The following is an 18,796-nucleotide window of genomic DNA, read 5'->3' as shown; positions in this document are numbered from 1 at the left end:
CCCCGCCGGTGACCGCCGCGCAACCTCGTTCTCACCCGCCGCCCGGACCGGATGTGAGCGATTCCGGCCACCAGGTGCCCTCCGGTACGGAGAGCCAGCCGTGTACGCCCGCCAGTTCGGCGGCGGCCGCGCGCAGCGCGTCGAGACCGGGGTGGCGGAAACCGTTCCGCCAGACCATGGACAGCGGGGACAGCGGCACCGGGTCCACCAGGGGGCGTTTCACACTGCCCGGCAGGTCCGTGAAGTCCACGGTCACCAGGACCGGGTTGCGGCTCTTGGCCATCACCCGGCGGAACTCCTCCTTGCCGACGGCCACCGGCGCGGGCGGCGCGATGCCGATGCCGCGCCCCGCGAACAGGTCCTCGGCCAGCGAGGTCCATTCGAGGGTGCGCGGGTTCCCGGCCCCGGCGTACACGGCCTCCCCGGCCAGCGCGGACAGCGGCACCTCCGGTGCCGCGGCCAGCGGGTGGTCCTCGGGCAGCAGCACGGCCAGCGGCTCGTACCGTACGGGCTGCCGGCCGAGCCGGTCGCGCAGCCGGGCGTCCAGCCCGCCGTACCGGCCGAAGGAGACGTCGAGGCGGCCCGCGAGGATCTCGGCGGCGGCGTGGGTGAGGCCGCTCTCGAACCGGGCCATCAGCTCGCAGCCGGGGGCCAGTTCACGGGCCCGCTCCAGTACGGAGCGGGCGGTGCTGGGCCCGTCGGTGTTGAGGTCCACCAGCAGCGGGCGGTCCGCGTCGCGGGTCCGCGCGAAGGCGGTGGCGAGCTCCTCGTGGGCGCCGACCACCCGCCGGGCGAGCGGCACCAGGCGTTCCCCGTCGGCGGTCAGTTCCACCTGCCGGGTGGTGCGCAGGAACAGCTCCGCGCCGAGCTCACGCTCCAGCCGGCGCACGTCCCGGCTCAGCGCCTGCTGGGCGACGTAGAGGCGGGCGGCGGCCCGGGTGAAGTGGAGCTCCTCGGCCACGGCGAGGAAGCCGCGCAGCAGCCGGGGGTCGAGATCGCGGTCGTTCACCGCAGGAGATTAACAACGGACGCGGGTGAATGGTCGCCGGACAGGTGTTGGACGCCTGCCGCCCCCGCGCCGGAGCCTGTTGACCATGCCCAGCACGACTTCGACCCCGCGCCGCGCCCCGTCCCCGTCCCTCCTCCCTTCCCCTTCCCCTTCCCCTTCGGTCTCCGCATCCCGCACCCGCGGCGCCGCGCTGATGACCGTGACCGGCGGCACCCTGGTGCACGCCGCCCCACGACCGGCGGTGCGCCGCCCGCCCGGACCGTACCGGCGGCTGCTCGCCACCCCCGGCGCCCGCGGGTTCACCGCAGGGAACCTGATCGCCCGGCTGCCCATCGGCATGTTCGGGGTGAGCGCGGTGATGATGATCGCCGGGCAGCGGGGGTCGTACGCCCTGGCCGGCGCGGTCACCGCCACCGGCCTGGCCGCCACCGCGCTGGTCGGGCCGTGGACCGCGCGGCTGATCGACCGTCACGGGCAGGCCCGGATCGCGCTCCCCGCGACCCTGGTCGCGGTCCTCGGCTGCCTCTCGCTCGTGCTGTGCGTCCGTACGGGTGCGCCCGCGTGGACCCTCTTCGCCTCGTACGCCGCCATGGCGACCACCCCCAACATCGGGGGCATGTCCCGGGCCCGCTGGACGCACCTGCTGCGCGAGGACCCGGACGCCCGGCACACCGCGATGTCCTTCGAGCAGGCCGCCGACGAGGCCTGCTACATGCTGGGGCCGGTGCTGGCCGCGGCCCTGTGCACCGGCCTGTTCCCGGAGGCGGGCACGCTCGCCGGGGCGGCCCTGCTGCTCACCGGCATGCTGGTCTTCACCTCCGCGCGGGCCACCGAACCTCCGGTGCTGCCGAGGGTCCACCGCCGCTCCCCGCTGCGCACCCCGGGCACGGCGGCACTGCTGCTGCTCTTCACGGCCCTGGGCGCCGTCTTCGGCTCCATGGAGATCGCCTCGATCGCCCACCTGGACGGGCTCGGGCTCGGCGCGGCCGCCGGGCCGGTGCTCGCGCTGCAGGCGGCCGGATCCTGTGCGGCCGGTCTGCTCTACGGCACCCTGCGGCCGCGGTCGCTGCGGACCTGCACGACCGCGCTGGCGATCGCGATGGCGGGGCCGTTCGCGGCGGCGGCCGCGGGTCCGCTGCCGCTGCTGGCCGCCGCGCTGCTGGTGGCGGGGATGGCCACGGCGCCCACCATGGTCACCGCGATGTCCCTGGTGCACCGCCGCACACCGGCGGAGCAGCTCAACGAGGGCATGACCCTGGCCGTCACCGCGATCCTCGCCGGGATCGCGGCCGGTGCCGCGGGCGGCGGCTGGGCGGTGGAACACCTCGGCCCGGGCATCGCGTACGCGGCCCCGGCGGTGGCGGCGCTGGCGGCCGCCCTCGTGACCGTACCGGCGCAACGGGCCTCCGGCGTACGGGTGACCCGGGTCGCGCCCTGACGGACTCGGTGTCATCATCCGCTTTTACTGGTGAGGGCCTCTCGCCCTCCGGCCGGCCGCGATCCGTGGTCACCCGCCGGTTTCCGTCGCCTTCCCTCGCGGAGGATCCCCCTTGCCTGCCCTGTCTACTTCCCGCCGCCTGCCCGCGGCCCTGGTCGTGGCGGCCGTCACGGCCTCGTGCATGATGCCCGCCCTGCCCGCCCTGGCCGACTCGGCGAACATCCGCTTCTCCCAGCCGTACGTCCCCTCCATCGCGCCGGGCAAGACGGGCCGCGTCGTGATCGTGGCCGGCAACGGTGCCGACGCGGCCGTCAGCTCCACCTTCCGGATCACCGCTCCGGAGCGGACCACCTTCCCGGAGGCCCGCTTCTACTGGAACAACCAGCGGGCCGGCGCACCCTGCACGCTGTCGGCCAATGCCCGGCAGCTGACCTGCAACGCGGCCACCCGGGCGGGCTTCACCTTCCCGGCGAACACCCGGACCAGGCTGGCGGTGGCCCTGCGCGTGGACCCGAAGGCTCCCGAGGGCACCACGCTGGACGGCGGCGAGTGGGTGACGGGCGCGGAAGAGACGGCGCTGTTCGCGGTCGCCACCCCGGTCACCGGGCCGAAGGGCGAGAAGGGCGATCGGGGCAACCCGGGGCCGGACGGTCCTCCCGGCCCCGAGGGCCCTCCCGGACACGAGGGCAAGCCGGGCCATGAGGGCAAGCCGGGTCACGACGGCCACCACGGCAAGCCGGGGAAGCCCGGCCCGCCCGGACCCACCGGCCCGACGGGCGACACGGGCCCGACCGGCCCGACGGGCGACACGGGCCCGACCGGCCCGACGGGCGACACGGGCCCGACCGGCCCGACGGGCGACACCGGACCCACCGGCCCGACCGGCACCACCGGCCCGACCGGCCCGACCGGCACCACCGGCCCGACCGGCCCCACTGGCACCACCGGCGCCACCGGCGCCACGGGCCCGACCGGACCTCAGGGCGCCACCGGACCCACCGGACCGACCGGACCCACCGGCCCCTCCCAGGGCCCGACCGGACCGCAGGGCCCGACCGGACCCACCGGCCCCACCGGCCCCTCCCAGGGCCCGAAGGGTGACACCGGCCCGACCGGACCGACCGGACCCACCGGCCCCTCGCAGGGCCCGAAGGGTGACACCGGCCCGACGGGTCCCACCGGCCCGCAGGGCAAGCCGGGTGTCTGCAAGAAGTGCGGCAAGCACCACCACGGCAAGGACCACGACCACGGCAAGGGTCACGGGAAGGACCACGGGAAGGACCACGGCAAGGACCACGGCAAGGGTCACGGCAAAGACCACGGGAAGGACCACGGCAAGGGCAAGTACAAGGCCCGCATCGTCTCGCCCGAGAAGAAGCTGAAGGTCCGCTCCGGCCCGAGCACCACCTACGGGGTCAACGGCATCGTGAACAACGGTTCCGTGGTCGACGTGCAGTGCAAGGTCAACGCCCAGTCGGTGGAGGGCAACTCGGTCTGGTACAAGCTCGCCGACGGGCGCGGCTGGATCGCCGCCCGCTACGCGCAGAACCAGAACAAGATCCCGTACTGCCCGAAGGACTGACCTCCGGCCCCCGGACACCCGGACATGACGAAGGCCCCGCGACCGAACCGGTCGCGGGGCCTTCGCCCACATGGGATGAGTGGAGATGGCGGGAATCGAACCCGCGTCCAACGGTGCAGAACCAGGGCTTCTCCGTGTGCAGTCTGGTACGAGTTTCTCAGCCCTCCGGATCACCCAGACAAGTCCGGAACGGGCTCAGTCACTGTTTGATTTCCCTCTTCACCCCGTGACCGGGATCAAGGTTTAGTTCCCTAGCTGATGCCAGGATCCGGGTCGGGAACAGCCCCGGGCTGACACTTCGCAAGTCGCTACTTAGGCAGCGAGGGCGAAGGAATCGCGCTTGGTGTTGGCGATTATTGGTTTCGGCGCGTGGTTTACGAGATCATTGCCGCTTCCTCGACACGCTTCCCCTGCTTCGACATCCGCTGTCGAAACCGATCATCCCCATGTTCATATTTCAATGCAGCGCACCCTCTGTGAGGTGCACGGCCCATCGTACGTGACCAACGCGTACCGTCGCCAGCCTATTCCGGATGGTCAGCCGGCCTGGGCCGCCCGCTGCCGCCGGCGGGCCGCCGCGATCGCCCTGCTCGCCTCGCGCGTGTCCTGCTGCTCGCGCAGCGTCTGGCGCTTGTCGTACTCCTTCTTGCCCTTGGCGAGCGCGATCTCGCACTTCACCCGGCCGGACAGGAAGTACAGCGCGAGGGGCACGATCGTGTGACCCGTCTCGGAGGCCTTCTGCTCCAGCTTGTCGATCTCCTCGCGGTGGAGCAGCAGCTTGCGCTTCCGCTTCGCGTGGTGGTTGGTCCAGCTGCCCTGCAGGTACTCGGGGACGTGGATGTTGTGCAGCCACGCCTCCCCGCCGTCGATCTGGACGAAGCCGTCCACCAGCGAGGCCCGGCCCATCCGCAGCGACTTCACCTCGGTGCCCATGAGGACCACCCCGCACTCGTAGGTGTCGAGGATGTGGTAGTCGTGCCGCGCCTTCTTGTTCTGCGCGATGAGCTTGCGCTCGGGCCCCTTCTCCGGGGTCTTCTTCTTGGCAGGCTTGCCCTGCACGTTCACGAGTCCCTTTGCCATAGTGCGGTCATTTTCGCACTACGGGACCACCCCGAGGCCACCGAATACCCCGCGGGCCCGTTCCTCGGCCCGCTCCCCGCCCGCCGTCAGGTCGGGGGTGATGCCCCGGCCGTCCACGCAGCGGCCCCCGGGAGTGCGGTACGTGCCCACCGTCAGCTCGGCCACCGAGCCGTCCGGGAGCTCGGTGGGCATCTGCACGGAACCCTTGCCGAAGGTCCGGCTGCCCACGGTGACGGCCCGCCCGCGGTCCTGCAGGGCGCCTGCGAGCAGCTCGGCCGCGCTCATGGTGCCGCCGTCGACCAGCGCCACCAGCGGGCGGACGGTATCGCCGCCGCGGTCCGCGTACAGGGCGCGCTGGGAGCCCCGTACGTCGTACGTGGCGACCAGCCCGCCGTCCAGGAAGACGGACGCGGCCCGCACGGCCTCGGCGACCAGACCTCCGGGGTTCCCGCGCAGATCGAGGAGGATCCCGCCGCCGGGCGGGGTGGACGCCACGGCCTCGCGGACCCGCTCGCCGGAGCCCCGGGTGAAGGCGGACACCTTGATCACGGTGATGCCCCCCGTGAGCCTGCGGACGGAGACCGGGTCGGTGTGCAGCTGCTCGCGGACCAGCTTCTCGGTGCGGGGCACACCGCCGCGTTCCAGGTCGAGGACCACGGAGGTGCCGGCGTCCCCGCGGAGCAGGGCGACCACGGCCGCGGTGGGCAGACCGGCGACGGGGTGTCCGGCGACGTTGACCAGCCGGTCCCCGGCCCGGATGCCGGCCCGGTCGGCGGGGCCGCCGGACTGCACCCGGTCCACCCGGACCAGGCCGTCGCGGTGCCGTCCGGCCCACAGGCCGACGCCGGTCCAGCTGCCGTCGAGGTCCTGTTCAAAGCCGGCGTACTCGGCGCGGTCGTAGACCACCGCCCAGCGGTCGCCGCTGCGGCTGACCATGTCCTGGGCGGCCTTCTTGCCGGACTTCCCTTCGGCGACGGCGTCCGCGGCGGCTCGGGCGAGGGCCTCGCGGTCGACGGTCGCGGGGGGTTCGGCGGGAGGTGCGAGGGGGGTGGCGGAGGCCGTTAAGCCGGACCCTCCGGCCCGGGAGAACTCGACCGTACGGTCGTCGTGGGCGCCGAAGCAGCCGGTGCTGGCCGCGGTGCCCAGGGCACCGAGCAGCGCCAACGTGAGGAAGGCCCCGCGACGCAGGTCACGGGGCTGCAGACAGAAGGCGGGACGGCCCGGCATGGCGCCGAGTCTAGGACAAGCCCCGTGGCGGAGCGGCCGGTTGGCCGTTCCGCTCACGGGGCGCTCGTCACACCTTCAGGTACTTGCGCAACGCGATGAAAGCCGCCAGCGAGGGCATCAGCACCCCGATGACGAGCACCAGCGGCAGCTTGGTGAGGACCGAGTCCCAGCCGATGAAGTTGATCAGTTCCATCTTGTCGCGGAGCGCGGCCCCGTGGTCGATCACGAAGTACTGGCCGGTGCCGAGCATCGCGCAGGCGAGCACCGCGCCGATGAGCCCGGCGAAGGCGGCCTCCATGATGAAGGGCACCTGGATGTAGAAGCTGGAGGCACCCACCAGCCGCATGATCCCGGTCTCCCGCCGACGGCTGAACGCCGAGACGCGCACCGTGTTGACGATCAGCAGCAGGGCCACGATCAGCATGATCAGCATGATGCCGAGGGCGGCGTAGTTGAGGTAGTTCAGCATCCGGAACAGGTTGTCGAGGTACGACCGCTGGTCCTGCACCGAGTGCACGCCGTCCCGGCCCGCGAAGGCGCTGGTGATGACCTTGTACTTCTCCGGGTCCTTCAGCTTGACCCGGAAGGACTCCTGCATCTGGTCCGGCGTGATCGTGGAGGCCAGCGCGGTGTGCCCGTACTGCTCCTTGTAGTGCTTGTACGCCTCGTCCGCGGACTCGTAGCGGACCGCCTGCACGATGTCGAGCTTCTTCAGCTCGCCCTCGATCGCCTGCTTCTGCTCCGAGGTCACCGCGCCCTTGCCGCACAGCGCGCCGGCGGCCGCGCCGCCCGCGCCGGTGCCCGAGGCCCCGGCCTTGCCGCTGTCCTCGGCGTCGTTCTTGTTGCAGAGGTAGATGGTGACGTTGACCTTGTCGTACCAGTAGCCCTTCATCTGGCTCACCTGGTCGCGCATGAGCAGGGAGCCGCCGAACAGGGCCAGCGACAGGGCCACGGAGATGACGACGGCGAAGGTCATCGTCAGGTTGCGGCGGAGACCGACGCCGATCTCCGACATCACGAACTGGGCGCGCATGGCGTCTCTACGGCCTTTCGGTCTTTCAGTGCTGGTAGCCGTAGACGCCGCGCGACTGGTCGCGGACGAGACGGCCCTGTTCGAGTTCGATGACGCGCTTGCGCATCTGGTCGACGATCTGCTGGTCGTGCGTCGCCATGATCACGGTGGTGCCGGTCCGGTTGATCCGGTCCAGCAGCTTCATGATGCCGACGGAGGTCTGCGGGTCGAGGTTGCCGGTGGGCTCGTCGGCGATCAGCAGGGCCGGCCGGTTGACGAACGCCCGGGCGATGGCGACCCGCTGCTGCTCACCGCCGGACAGCTCCCCGGGCATCCGCTCCTCCTTGCCGCCCAGTCCGACCAGCTCCAGGACCTGCGGGACGGCCTTGCGGATCTCCCCGCGCGGCTTGCCGATGACCTCCTGGGCGAAGGCCACGTTCTCCGCGACGGTCTTGTTGGGGAGCAGGCGGAAGTCCTGGAAGACGGTGCCGAGCTGGCGCCGCATGTGCGGGACCTTCCAGTTGGAGAGCCTTGCCAGGTCCTTGCCGAGGACGTGCACCTGACCGTGGGTGGCCCGCTCCTCGCGCAGGATGAGCCGGAGGAAGGTGGACTTCCCGGAGCCGGAGGAACCGACGAGGAAGACGAACTCGCCCTTCACGATCTCCAGGGACACGTCCCTGAGTGCGGGGCGGTTCTGCTTCGGGTAGGACTTGGAGACACTGTCGAATCGGATCACGGGTGCACCAGGGTCGCCGGGAGTAGGTGTGCGTGACCATACGCGAACCGGCGCGAGGCGGGGACCCGGCATCCGGAGTTGCCCGATATGTTCCGGAGATGTCCACGGGCCGTTCCGGGCGGGCCGCGCCGAATGCCGATGGAGCTGGCACAGTGGTAGGGGGAACCGGACGGTTCCTCCGGCCGTTGTTGCAGGGGACGAGAGGAGGAGAGCGCATGACATATGACCGGCTCGTGTGCGCGAACTGCGCCGCGCCCGTCAGCCAGGGCCGCTGCCCGGTGTGCCGGGCGAACCGGGAGCGCCTCCAGCAGGAGGGCCCCTTCGCCGGCCTCAACCCCACGGCGCTCATCGCGCTGATGGTGGTGCTCGTGGCAGCGCTGGCGCTGGTGGCTCACCAGACCGCCTAGCGCCCGTGCGGCGCCGTGCCGCCGCGTCCGATCGTAGGTCGTTGCAACAGGAAGCAAAGATCGCAGCATGCAAGAGGGCCCGGACGATGTCCGGGCCCTTCTCACGGGTGCTGCGGGGCGTCAGGGGTGCTGCGGGACGCCTCAGGAGGCCGGGGTCTCCTGCTGCTTGCGCCAGCGGATGCCCGCCTCCAGGAAGCCGTCGATCTCGCCGTCCAGGACGGCCTGCGGGTTGCCGACCTCGAACTCGGTCCGCAGGTCCTTGACCATCTGGTACGGGTGCAGGACGTAGGAGCGCATCTGGTTGCCCCAGGAGCTGCCGCCGTCCTTGAGGGCGTCCATCTTGGCCTGCTCCTCCTGGCGGCGCCGCTCCAGCAGCTTGGCCTGGAGGACGTTCATGGCGCTGGCCTTGTTCTGGATCTGCGAGCGCTCGTTCTGGCAGGAGACCACGATGCCGGTCGGGAGGTGCGTGATGCGCACCGCCGAGTCGGTGGTGTTGACGCCCTGGCCGCCCGGTCCGGAGGCCCGGTAGACGTCGATGCGCAGATCGGAGTCCTCGATGTCGACGTGGTCGCTGGACTCCACGACGGGGAGCACCTCGACGCCCGCGAAGGAGGTCTGCCGGCGGCCCTGGTTGTCGAAGGGCGAGATGCGCACCAGGCGGTGCGTGCCCTGCTCGACGGAGAGGGTGCCGTAGGCGTACGGGGCCTTCACGACGAAGGTGGTCGACTTGATGCCGGCCTCTTCGGCGTACGAGGTCTCGTAGACCTCGGTCGCGTAGCCGTGGCGCTCCGCCCACCGCAGGTACATGCGCTGCAGGCGCTCGGCGAAGTCGGAGGCGTCGACACCGCCGGCCTCGGCACGGATGTTGACCAGCGCCTCGCGCTCGGCGTACTCGCCGGACAGGAGGGTGCGGACCTCCATCTCGTCCAGCGCCTTGCGGACGGCGACCAGCTCGGTCTCCGCCTCCGCGCGGGTGTCCGGGTCGTCCATCTCCTCGGCGAGCTCGAAGAGCACCGCGAGATCGTCGATGCGGCCGCGCAGCGCCTCGGCCTTGCGGACCTCGGCCTGGAGGTGCGAAAGCTTGCTCGTGATCTTCTGGGCGGCCTCCGGGTCGTCCCACAGGGACGGGGCGGCGGCCTGCTCCTCGAGCACGGCAATGTCTGCCCTCATCTTCTCGAGGTCCAGGACGGCCTCGATCGACCCCATGGTCGAGGAGAGGGACTTCAGCTCTTCGGAAACATCGACGACTGCCACGGGTCCAGCGTAGCCGGTCCCGTGGCAGTGCCGTCCGGCGTACCCTCGGGCTATGCCCCTTCTCTTGAATCCTCCCCCAGCGGAGGCGAGGGGATTCCTGGCTCACGCAGCTCCGCCGCTCGACGAACGATGGAGTCCTATGCGATCAGCGCCAGCCGGGTTGAAACCAGCCCGGTTGCCCAAAACGACAAGGCTTTTGCACGCGCTTGGCTCTCGCAGCGTGCGGCACCCAGCCTACCCCAGCGCAACCCACCGTGTCCGCCAAATCACGATCTGTCTACCGCCGGACCAGAACCAGCAACAAGTCTGATTCCTCCGGTCCTGCGCGGCTCGTGCGGCCCCGGCGCCACCCCTTGCCGGCGGCCTCCCTCCACCCGCTCTCCCGCCACCTCCGGGAGCAGGACCCCGTGACATCCGAAACGGAGCCGTCATGCCGTCCGCGCACACCTCTCTGCCCGTGCTCGACCTCTCCCTCGCCGACGATCCCGCCCGGCGGGGCGCGTTCCACGAGGACCTGCACGCGGCCGCCCGGGACACGGGCTTCCTGCACCTCACCGGCCACGGCGTCACCGCCGCCGAGACCACCCGCATCCTTGAGCTGACCAGGGCTTTCTTCGCCCTTCCCGAAGACGACCGGCTGGCCGTGAGCAACCTGAACTCCCCGCACTTCCGCGGCTACACCCGGATCGGCCACGAGGTGACCGGCGGGGCCAACGACTGGCGCGACCAGCTGGACGTCGGTGCCGAGCGGCCCGCGCCCGAGGTGGGGCCCGGCGACCCGGCCTACCTGTGGCTGGAGGGCCCCAACCAGTGGCCCGCGGCCCTGCCGGAGCTGCGCCCGGTGGTCCTGGCCTGGCAGGAGCGGCTGGCGGCGGTGGCGCACCGGCTGCTCCGGGAGCTGCTGACCGCGATCGGCGCCCCGGAGGACTTCTTCGACGAGGCCTTCTCCGGGAGCCCGCACCTCCACACGAAGCTGATCCGCTACCCCGGGGCCGACCCCACCGGTGCCGGGCAGGGCGTGGGCGCGCACAAGGACTACGGCTTCCTGACCCTGCTCCTGCAGGACTCGGTCGGCGGCCTCCAGGTGGTCAAGGACGGCGGCTACCTGGACGTGCCTCCCCTCGACGGAGCGTTCGTGGTCAACCTGGGCGAACTGCTGGAGATCGCCACCCAGGGCTACCTGAAGGCCACGGACCACCGGGTGGTGAGCCCGCCCGGCGCGGTGGAACGATTCTCCGTGCCGTTCTTCTACAACCCTCGGCTGGACACGGTCGTGCGGACCGTGCCGGGCCCCTACCTGGCGAAGGCGCCGGGCCTCTCGGCGGACGAGGCGAACCCGCTGTACCGCGAGTACGGCCGCAACGAGCTCAAGGGCTTCGTCCGGGCCCACCCGGCGGTGGCCCGCCGCTGGCACCCCGACCTGGCGGCGTAACCCCCGGAGCTCCGCCCCGGCCCGTGCGGGGCTCCGCCCCAGGCCCGTGCGGGCCGGACCTCGGACCCCGTGAGCGGGGCCGGCCCCGGGTCCCGTGAGCGGGGCTTCGGGTTGGGCGGGGTACGGACGTTGCGCGGCGGTGTCCCGGTGTGCCCACCCGTCCCGCCCTGCGGGACGCCTGCCCACACCGAGGTGGGCGGCCTGCCCGCACCGAGGTGGTGTCCGCCCGCACTTACGGGCGGTACCGGAGGGGGACGGGGGTGGAGGCTGGGGGTGTCCGGGACACTCAAGCGTGATTTGTGGCGCGCCCCCCGCTCAGCAGCCGGATCCCGCTCAGCGCGCCGTAAATCATGCCGTCCCGGACACCCCCAGCCGGAGCCCCCGGCCCCCGCACCCGAAGCCACCCCTGCCCCAGGGCCCCGCACGGCAGCCGGAGCCCACGCCCCGGAGGGCTACGGCGTGGGATCGGCCGGCTGCTGCTGCCTGGTGTCCTGCGGGGCAGGGTCGTCCGAGTCGGACGGGGACGCGGCAAGCCAGCCGCCGATCCCGACCGCCGCCGCCACCGCGACCGCCGCCCCGGTCAGCATCAGCCGCCGCTTCCGCACCGCCTCCGCCCGGTGCCGCGCCGACCCCGGCCGGTGCCCGCCCGCGGGCCGGGGCACCCGCGCCGTACCCAGCGCACCGCCCGCCAGCTCGTCCGGCCCCGGCACCCGCATCGAGGTGTGGGTGTCCCGGTTGGAATCCGTCGCCGAGCCCGGCACCAACGGCACCACCCGCCGCCGCCCGAACCCGTCCCCGGCCCCCGCGGCCTCCCCCGCCGCCCCCGGCCCGCCCGCCCCGGCAGCAGCCGCAGCGGCCGCTGCCGCGGCCGCCTCGTCGGCTTCCTCCTCCGCCTCCGCGTCGTACGGCTCGTCCACGTCCAGTGCCGGCATCCCCGCCAGCATCGGCAGCAGTTCCCGCAGCCGCACGGACATCTCGGAGGCCCGCAGCCGGGACGCCGGTGCCTTGGCCAGGCACTGCACGATCAGCTGCCACAGCTCGTCCGGGATCCCCGGCAGCGGCACCACGGTCTCGGTGACGTGCCGCCGCAGCACCGCCCCCGGGTGCCCGCCGCCGAAGGGCGTGAACCCGGCCAGCAGCTCGTACAGCACGGTGGCCAGGGCGTAGATGTCCACGGCGGCCCGCGGTGGCAGCCCCTCGACGATCTCGGGCGCGAGGTAGTCGGGCGTGCCGATGATCCGGGTCGGCTGGGAGGACCGGGGCGCGCCCGGCGGCGGTCCGGCCCGCCGCGGCGAATCGATCAGCTTGGCCACACCGAAGTCCGTCAGCAGCGCCGGGTGCGCGCCGCCGGGCCCGAGCGGCCCCTGCATGTCGAGCAGGACGTTCTCCGGTTTGACGTCCCGGTGGACCACCCCGGCCGCGTGCGCGGCGGCCAGCGCGTCCGCGACGTCGGCGCAGATGGCCACGGCGGCCTCCGGGGCGAGCCGGCGTTCCCGGTCGAGCCGGGTGCGCAGGTCGGTGCCCCGGACCAGGTCCATGACGAGCGCCAGGTCGTTCCCGTCCACCACCAGGTCGCGGACGGACACCACGTGCGGATGCTCCAGCCCGAGGAGCGCGCTGCGCTCCTGGACGAAGCGCCCCACCAGCTCCTGATCGGACGCGAGGTCCTCCCTGAGCAGTTTGACGGCGACGGGCCCGTCCGGGCCCTCCCCGAGCCACACCGTGCCGGCGCTGCCCCGCCCCAGGATCTGGTGCGCGGTGTACCGGCTGCCGATCTTCCGTGCCACGACTGCTCCCTCAGCGGCTGGCGTACGTGCCAAAACTACGCGGCCGGAAGCCGCTCGTACGCCATTAGAGGGCCCAGTTCGCGGTGACCTTCACTTCTGCGGGCCAAAACCTGCCCCAGATGTCGACAAATCCATGAACCAGGCACTCCCCATCCACCGTGAAGGTGCTACCGGGCTCCGGAACCACCGCTTCCGCCGTCGCCCCCGGTGTCGCTCCCGGTGTCGACGATGTCGCCGATCCAGTCGATCGTGTCCGAGCCCCAGGTCCAGAGCTGGTCCCACCAGCCGCGGCCGGTGCCGACCCACGACTGGAGCGGGGTGAGCTCCCAGACCAGCCAGCCCGCCACCACGAAGATGACGATGACGAACAGGCAGCCCTTGAGGCAGCCGAGGCCGGGGATGTGCATCGGGTTGGCGCTGCGGCGCCGCGGCTCGCGGGGCTCCCGCGGAGCGGGCGCGGGCCGTTGCGGCGGGGGTGCCTGCGGCGGCTGGTACTGCGGCCGGTGCGGCTGCGGCTGCTGCATCTGCGGAGGCGGCTGCGGCTGGTAGTGCTGCGGCGGCGGCGCGTACTGCTGCGGCGGCTGCTGGTACTGCTGCGGCTGCTGGTACTGCTGGGGCGGATACGGCGCGGGCGGCGGAGGCGCCTGCCGGTACTGCTGCGGCTGCTGCTGGGGCCGACGGCGGCTGCCCGGCTCCTGGTACGGCGGAGCCGGCGGCGGCGCCTGCCGCTGCGGGCGGCGGCGCAGCGGGTCCTCGCTGGGGTCCAGGTACTGGATCTGGGTCTGCTCGTTGCGGTCGCGGGCGGCCGCCATCTGGTTCTGCCAGGGGTGCGGCGCGTCCGGCCGCTGCACCGGGGGCATCACGGCGGTCGGGTCGGCGGCCGCCGGCCCGCCGGTGGCGGGCAGCACGGAGGTCGCGTCCTCCGAGCCGGGCGCGCCGGGCGCACCGACGGGTGGCAGCACACTGGTCATCGCGTTCGGGTCGTACGCGCCCGCACCGGCCGGAGCCGCGGAGCCGGCCGGCAGCACCTGGGTCGCGTCGGCGGCGCCGACGGGCGCCCCCGGCGTCTCGGGCACCGGGGCCGGCGAGGGGTCCGGGGCGAGCAGTGCGCCCACGCCGAGGGCCGCCTCGACATCGGCCGGGGCGGAGTGCACGCCGATGCCGGCGGCGACCACCCGCAGGGCGCGGGCCAGGCTCTCGGCGCTGGGGCGCTCGTCCGGCTCCTTGCGCAGGCAGCGCTCGATGACCGTCCACAGCGGCTCGGGCACGGTGGAGGGGCGCTGCGGCTCCTCGCTGAGGTGGCGGTGCAGCACCTCCAGCGCCGTCCCGCCGGCGAACGGCGGGCGCCCGGTGACCAGCTCGTAGAGCAGGATTCCGGCGCCGTAGATGTCCACGGCGGAGGTCTGCGGGCGGCCTTCGGCGGATTCGGGGGCGACGTAGGCCGGGGTGCCGACGAACTCGTGCGTGCGGGTCAGGCCCGGGGAGTCGGCCAGCCGCGCGATGCCGAAGTCGGTGAGCATCGGGCGCATCTGCCCGTCGCTCTCGTCGAGCAGCACGTTGGCCGGCTTGAGGTCGCGGTGGACCACGCCGTCGGCGTGGCTGGCGGCGAGCGCGTCGGCGATCTGCGCCGTCAGCAGGCTCGCGGCGACCGGGGTGAAGGGGCCGTTCTCGCGGATGTACCGGTGCAGGTCGGGGCCCTCGACCAGGTCCATGACCAGTGCGAGCAGGTCCCCCTCCACCACCAGGTCGCGGGTGCGCACGATGTTGGGGTGGGTCAGGCGCAGCAGCACCGACCGCTCGCGCAGGAAGCGCATGACGATGTCGGCGTCGTTGGCCAGCTCTTCCTTGAGGACCTTGATGGCCACCGTCTCGCCGGGCCCACCGGTCCCGCCGGGCTGACCGGCGTCCTGCTGGCGCGCACGCCAGACGGTGCCCGTGGCGCCGCGGCCGAGCGGCTCCTCGAGCAGGTACTTGCTGCCGACTGGCCGCACGTCTCGCGCTCCCCTGCTGATGCTGTGTTCCTAGCTGTTTTCCAGTCCGCCCACTCTAGGGGGTGTCCCCGTGGAAGACGCGGGGTGCGCGAGGTTGGTTGCCGTACACATGTGCGAGGGGTGACGATTTACGTCCGTATATGCGCCACCGGGGTACGAGGTAACGATCGATCAAGATCAATTACCGGTGGTCGCCGGGCGTGTTGTCGGCGGCAGGTGCGAGGATGCATCCGTACGGAACACCGGGCGGGGAGCCCCGCGTTCCGGGCTGACCTGACCGGACGGAGGCGTCCGCGCCGGGTGGGGGGCGGACGGGCCGGCAGCGATGCCCCGGCACCGCCCGGGTCCCGCCGGGTGCGACTCGCACCGCGCAGAAGGGACCGCGACGGCGATGCAGATCCGGCTGACCGTCATCGGGCCGCGCAGCGGCCACCAGAGCGCGCCCGCGCCCGCCAGCTGTGACGTACTCGTCACCGCGCCCGTCGGCACGCCTCTGTCGGCGGTGGCCTCCGGGCTGGCCGGGGCGGTCGGCGGGCCGGACACGGGCGGCACGGTCGTGCTCTACGCCGGGACCGAACGACTGGATCCGCAGCGGGCGGTGCTGGGCGAACCGCCCCTGGTGGACGGTGCCGTACTGGCCGTCCACGGGCCGGTCCCGGACCGGCCCGGAGGTCCGGCGCAGCTGGCCCAGCTGGCCCGTGCGGAGCGGCTGGCGCAGCTGGAGGTGGTGGCCGGGCCGGACGCGGGCGGCGTGCACCTGCTGCACCCCGGCGAGGTCCGGATCGGCCGGTCCGGCGATGCGGACGTCCCGCTGGACGACCCCGACGTGTCGCGGCAGCACTGCGCGGTGCTGGTCGGGGAGGACGGCCGGGTCTCCGTCGCGGACCTGAACTCGACGAACGGCACCGCGGTCGACGGCACGGAAGTCGGGCCGGCGCCGGTCGCCCTGCCGCCGGGCGCGCTGCTGCGCGTCGGCGAGTCGACCCTCCGGCTGTCCTCCGCGGGCACCCCCGATCCCCTCCCCCTGACCCCGGACCTGGAGGGCCATCTGACCCTCCCGCCGCCGGCCCGCCACGACACCGGGTACGACGCCCCTGACGCCGCCACACCGCCGGCCGTCGGGGGCCACCCCGGCACGCCGGCACCCGGCCCCGCCCCGGCAGGCAGGCCGGAACACGGCCACACCACCCCCGCAGCCGCACACCCCGGCCCGGAGGCGCACCCGCCCGCCCACGCCCCGGCCCCGTACGGCAGCTCCGGCGGTGCCGCGCGCGGCCATTCCGCCTCGGGATCCGGGCACCCCGGCGTGGCGGCTCACACGACCGGACAGGGCACCGGCCCCCACGGCGCCCCCGGGACGCCCGCACCGCAGGCCGGGGACGGGGTCCGGGGCTCAGCCCCGGTTTCCGGACGGGAGTCCCTCCGGCGAGGCCGGGGTGACGGAGGAGCGGGAGCGACCCCGCCCACAGCTCACTCCGAACACGGCTACGCCCCCGCCCCCCGGCACGACGCCACGGCAACGCCCGCCGGCCACGGCCACGCCCCGCACGGCCCCCGCACGCAGGCCAACACCATCGGCAACAGCAACAGCGCAGGTTCGCCGGACGCAGGCTCGGGCGCAGGCTCCCGGCTGCGGGCATGGGCGCGGAAGTGGGTGGGCCGGGAGGACGCCGTCACGGACGAGGGCGTGGCCGAGGGCCCGGCCACGCAGCTGCCCGACGACGGAAACCCCGCCGCGCTCCTGCTCGCCGCGCTCGCACCGAGCGCGGACCTGTGGGCCGGCAGCGCCCATCCCGACCGCACCCACCCCACCGGTACCCGAGCCAGCGGCACCGAAGCCGCCGGCGCCCACCCCGGCCCGCTCACCCTCACGCTCGGCGCGGGCTGCCGCGTCGCGCTGACCGGCGCCGGCGCCCTCGGTCTGGCCGGCCCGCGGACCCGGCTGACCGGGCTGACCCGCTCCGTCCTGGCGCAGCTCGCCGCCCGGCACGCACCCGGCGAGCTGGAGATCGTACTGCTGGCCAACGACCGGACCCGGCCGTCCCAGGAGCGTGTACGGGACTGGGGCTGGCTCGGCTGGCTGCCGCACACCCGGCCCGCGCACGGCCAGGACTGCCGGCTGCTGCTCGCCTACGACCGCGACCAGGCGGCCGCGCGCGCGGCCGAGCTGGCCCGGCGGCTCGACGACAGCGCGCTCGGCTCCGGATGGTCCTCCGCCGAGCCGGACGCCGTCCTGCGTACGGCCGCGGCGTACCGCGGGCCGTACACGGTGGTGCTGGTCGACGGCGACCCCGGCCCCGGCCCGCTCCGCGACCTCACCCGGCGGCTGGCCTCGCACGGCCCGGCCGCCGGGATCCACCTGCTCTGCCTGGCCGAGGCCCCGGCCGCCAGCCCCGCCTCCCCGGTCACCGAGACCTTCGAGACGGCCTGCGCGGCGGCACCCGCCTTCCGCGACTGCGGCACGGTGGCGCTGCTCAGCGGGGACGTGGCCACCACCGTCCGGGTGTTCCCCGTGGCGGCCGGCCGGCTCGGAGCCGACTCCGGGACGGCCACGGCCGACGCCGTCTCCGCCGCCTGGGCGGAGCGGTTCGCACGCGCCCTCGCGCCGCTGCGCACCGGCAGCGCGATGCCGGCCGCCGCCCGGCCCGCGGCAGCCCTTCCGCAGACCGCCCGGCTGCTCGACGAACTCGGCCTGGCCCGGGCCACCCCCGCGTCCCTGATGGCCCGCTGGGCCGAGGCCACCGACCAGGGCCAGTCCGTCGGCGGGCACGCCCAGATCGTGCTGGGCAGCGGCCGGGGCGGCCCGGTCGGCGTGGAGCTGGTCGCCGAGGGCCCGCACCTGCTGATCGAGGGCCCGCCCGGCAGCGGCCGTACGGAGCTGCTCCGCTCCGTCGCCGCCTCCCTCGCCTCCGCCGCCCGCCCCGACCGCCTCGGTCTGCTGCTGCTCGACGGCGCGGGCGGGGAGCGCGGCGAGGGCCTGGCCCCGTGCACCGAGCTGCCGCACGTGTCGGCGCACCTGGTCGCCTCCGACCCGCTGCGGATGCGGGAGTTCGCGCAGGCCCTCGGCGCCGAGCTCAAGCGCCGGGACGAGCTCCTCGCCGGGGTTCCGTTCGCGGAGTGGCACGAGCAGCGCGAGGTCTCCGGCCGGATGGTCTCGCCGCGCCGGCCCGCCCCCGGCGAGCTGCGCGGGGAAGCCCGCGGCGATCTGGACTCCCCGCGCACCGGCACGCTCCGGCTGCGTGCGCAGGCCGGCGCGCAGACCAGGGCGGAGGCGGGTCCCGGCCCGCTGCCCCGGCTCGTGGTCCTGGTCGACGACTTCGACGCGCTGACCTCGCCCGCCCTGGGCAGTACGGGCCGCCCGGCCGCCGGCTCGGTCGTACGGGCCCTGGAGGCGGTGGCCCGGGAGGGCGGCCGGCTCGGGGTGCACCTGGTGACGGCCAGCGCCCGCCCGGAGCGCACCGCCGACACCGAGCCGGCCCGGCTGGCGCGGCTGCGGGTGGAACTGGACGCACCCGACCGGCCCGGTCCCGGCCGGGGCGTGCTGCACCACCCGGAGGGGCGCATGACCCCGTTCCAGGCGGGCCGGGTGACGGGCCGGATCCCGCGCACGGCCACCCAGCGGCCGACGGTGGTCCCGCTGGAGTGGGAGCGGATGGGCGACCCGCCCGCCCGCCGCCCGGTCCGCGAGCTGGGCAACGGGCCGACGGACCTGGCGCTGCTGGCCAGTGCGCTGGACCGGGCCTCCCACCTGGTCTCGGCGATACCGGTGCCGTTCCCGCCCGCGCCCTAGGGTCTGCCCGCCGCCCGCCCCGCACCCGCACCCACGGACCCCGGGCCGACT

At 73.9% G+C, this 18,796-nt stretch carries 13 protein-coding genes and 1 other RNA gene; 5 read left to right on the top strand and 9 right to left on the bottom strand.

Annotation, left to right across the window (positions count from 1 at the left end; genetic code table 11):
- Window positions 1-31 precede the first annotated feature (31 nt).
- Window positions 32-1,009 carry a LysR family transcriptional regulator gene (locus tag ACGFQ9_RS18335; RefSeq protein WP_393574819.1) on the bottom strand — a complete coding sequence of 326 codons (978 nt, stop codon included), beginning with the start codon at window positions 1,007-1,009 and terminating at the stop codon, window positions 32-34.
- A gap of 193 nt (window positions 1,010-1,202) precedes the next feature.
- Here ACGFQ9_RS18335 and ACGFQ9_RS18330 point away from each other — a divergent pair, with 193 nt between their 5' ends.
- Entirely contained in the window at window positions 1,203-2,447 is a 1,245-nt protein-coding gene (locus tag ACGFQ9_RS18330) for an MFS transporter (RefSeq protein WP_393575356.1), read from the top strand.
- Between the two features lie 112 nt (window positions 2,448-2,559).
- Complete coding sequence (locus tag ACGFQ9_RS18325) at window positions 2,560-4,029, top strand: SH3 domain-containing protein (protein ID WP_393574818.1); 1,470 nt, start codon at window positions 2,560-2,562, stop codon at window positions 4,027-4,029.
- Between the two features lie 77 nt (window positions 4,030-4,106).
- On the opposite strand, the gene ssrA is transcribed toward ACGFQ9_RS18325, so the two are convergent.
- From ssrA to ftsE, 5 genes are all read right to left on the bottom strand, one after another.
- Window positions 4,107-4,475: a transfer-messenger RNA gene (gene ssrA, locus ACGFQ9_RS18320) on the bottom strand.
- 91 nt (window positions 4,476-4,566) lie between these two features.
- A complete protein-coding gene (smpB, locus tag ACGFQ9_RS18315; protein WP_393574817.1) occupies window positions 4,567-5,109 on the bottom strand; it encodes an SsrA-binding protein SmpB in 543 nt (180 codons plus the stop codon).
- Between the two features lie 18 nt (window positions 5,110-5,127).
- Window positions 5,128-6,336: a S41 family peptidase gene (locus tag ACGFQ9_RS18310; RefSeq protein WP_393574816.1), complete on the bottom strand. Its 1,209-nt coding sequence runs from the start codon at window positions 6,334-6,336 to the stop codon at window positions 5,128-5,130.
- 67 nt (window positions 6,337-6,403) lie between these two features.
- Window positions 6,404-7,369, bottom strand: a complete 966-nt coding sequence (ftsX, locus tag ACGFQ9_RS18305; protein WP_393574815.1) for a permease-like cell division protein FtsX — start codon at window positions 7,367-7,369, stop codon at window positions 6,404-6,406.
- A 25-nt stretch (window positions 7,370-7,394) separates the two neighbouring features.
- Window positions 7,395-8,084, bottom strand: a complete 690-nt coding sequence (gene ftsE, locus ACGFQ9_RS18300) for a cell division ATP-binding protein FtsE (protein WP_393574814.1) — start codon at window positions 8,082-8,084, stop codon at window positions 7,395-7,397.
- 215 nt (window positions 8,085-8,299) lie between these two features.
- Between ftsE and ACGFQ9_RS18295 the strand changes: the two genes are divergently transcribed.
- Window positions 8,300-8,491 (top strand): hypothetical protein, encoded by a 192-nt coding sequence (locus ACGFQ9_RS18295; protein WP_365107465.1) that lies wholly within the window; start codon window positions 8,300-8,302, stop codon window positions 8,489-8,491.
- Window positions 8,492-8,632: 141 nt separating this feature from the next.
- On the opposite strand, the gene prfB is transcribed toward ACGFQ9_RS18295, so the two are convergent.
- Window positions 8,633-9,745: a peptide chain release factor 2 gene (gene prfB, locus ACGFQ9_RS18290; protein WP_393574813.1), complete on the bottom strand. Its 1,113-nt coding sequence runs from the start codon at window positions 9,743-9,745 to the stop codon at window positions 8,633-8,635.
- A gap of 430 nt (window positions 9,746-10,175) precedes the next feature.
- On the opposite strand from prfB, the gene ACGFQ9_RS18285 reads away from it, so the two are divergent.
- Window positions 10,176-11,177, top strand: a complete 1,002-nt coding sequence (locus tag ACGFQ9_RS18285; RefSeq protein ID WP_393574812.1) for an isopenicillin N synthase family dioxygenase — start codon at window positions 10,176-10,178, stop codon at window positions 11,175-11,177.
- Between the two features lie 452 nt (window positions 11,178-11,629).
- Here the strand turns inward: ACGFQ9_RS18285 and ACGFQ9_RS18280 are convergent, their stop codons facing one another.
- Together ACGFQ9_RS18280 and ACGFQ9_RS18275 are read right to left on the bottom strand one after the other, a co-directional pair.
- Window positions 11,630-12,964, bottom strand: coding sequence for a serine/threonine-protein kinase (locus tag ACGFQ9_RS18280; protein ID WP_393574811.1), 1,335 nt, complete (start codon window positions 12,962-12,964; stop codon window positions 11,630-11,632).
- Window positions 12,965-13,131: 167 nt separating this feature from the next.
- Window positions 13,132-14,955 carry a protein kinase gene (locus ACGFQ9_RS18275; protein ID WP_393574810.1) on the bottom strand — a complete coding sequence of 608 codons (1,824 nt, stop codon included), beginning with the start codon at window positions 14,953-14,955 and terminating at the stop codon, window positions 13,132-13,134.
- Window positions 14,956-15,346: 391 nt separating this feature from the next.
- On the opposite strand from ACGFQ9_RS18275, the gene ACGFQ9_RS18270 reads away from it, so the two are divergent.
- Window positions 15,347-18,745 carry an FtsK/SpoIIIE domain-containing protein gene (locus ACGFQ9_RS18270; protein ID WP_393574809.1) on the top strand — a complete coding sequence of 1,133 codons (3,399 nt, stop codon included), beginning with the start codon at window positions 15,347-15,349 and terminating at the stop codon, window positions 18,743-18,745.
- Window positions 18,746-18,796 lie beyond the last annotated feature (51 nt).

This window comes from Streptomyces sp. NPDC048603 (assembly GCF_043199475.1).
Taxonomy (GTDB): Bacteria; Actinomycetota; Actinomycetes; order Streptomycetales; family Streptomycetaceae; genus Streptomyces.
This window is presented reverse-complemented; position numbering and strand designations above follow the sequence as displayed.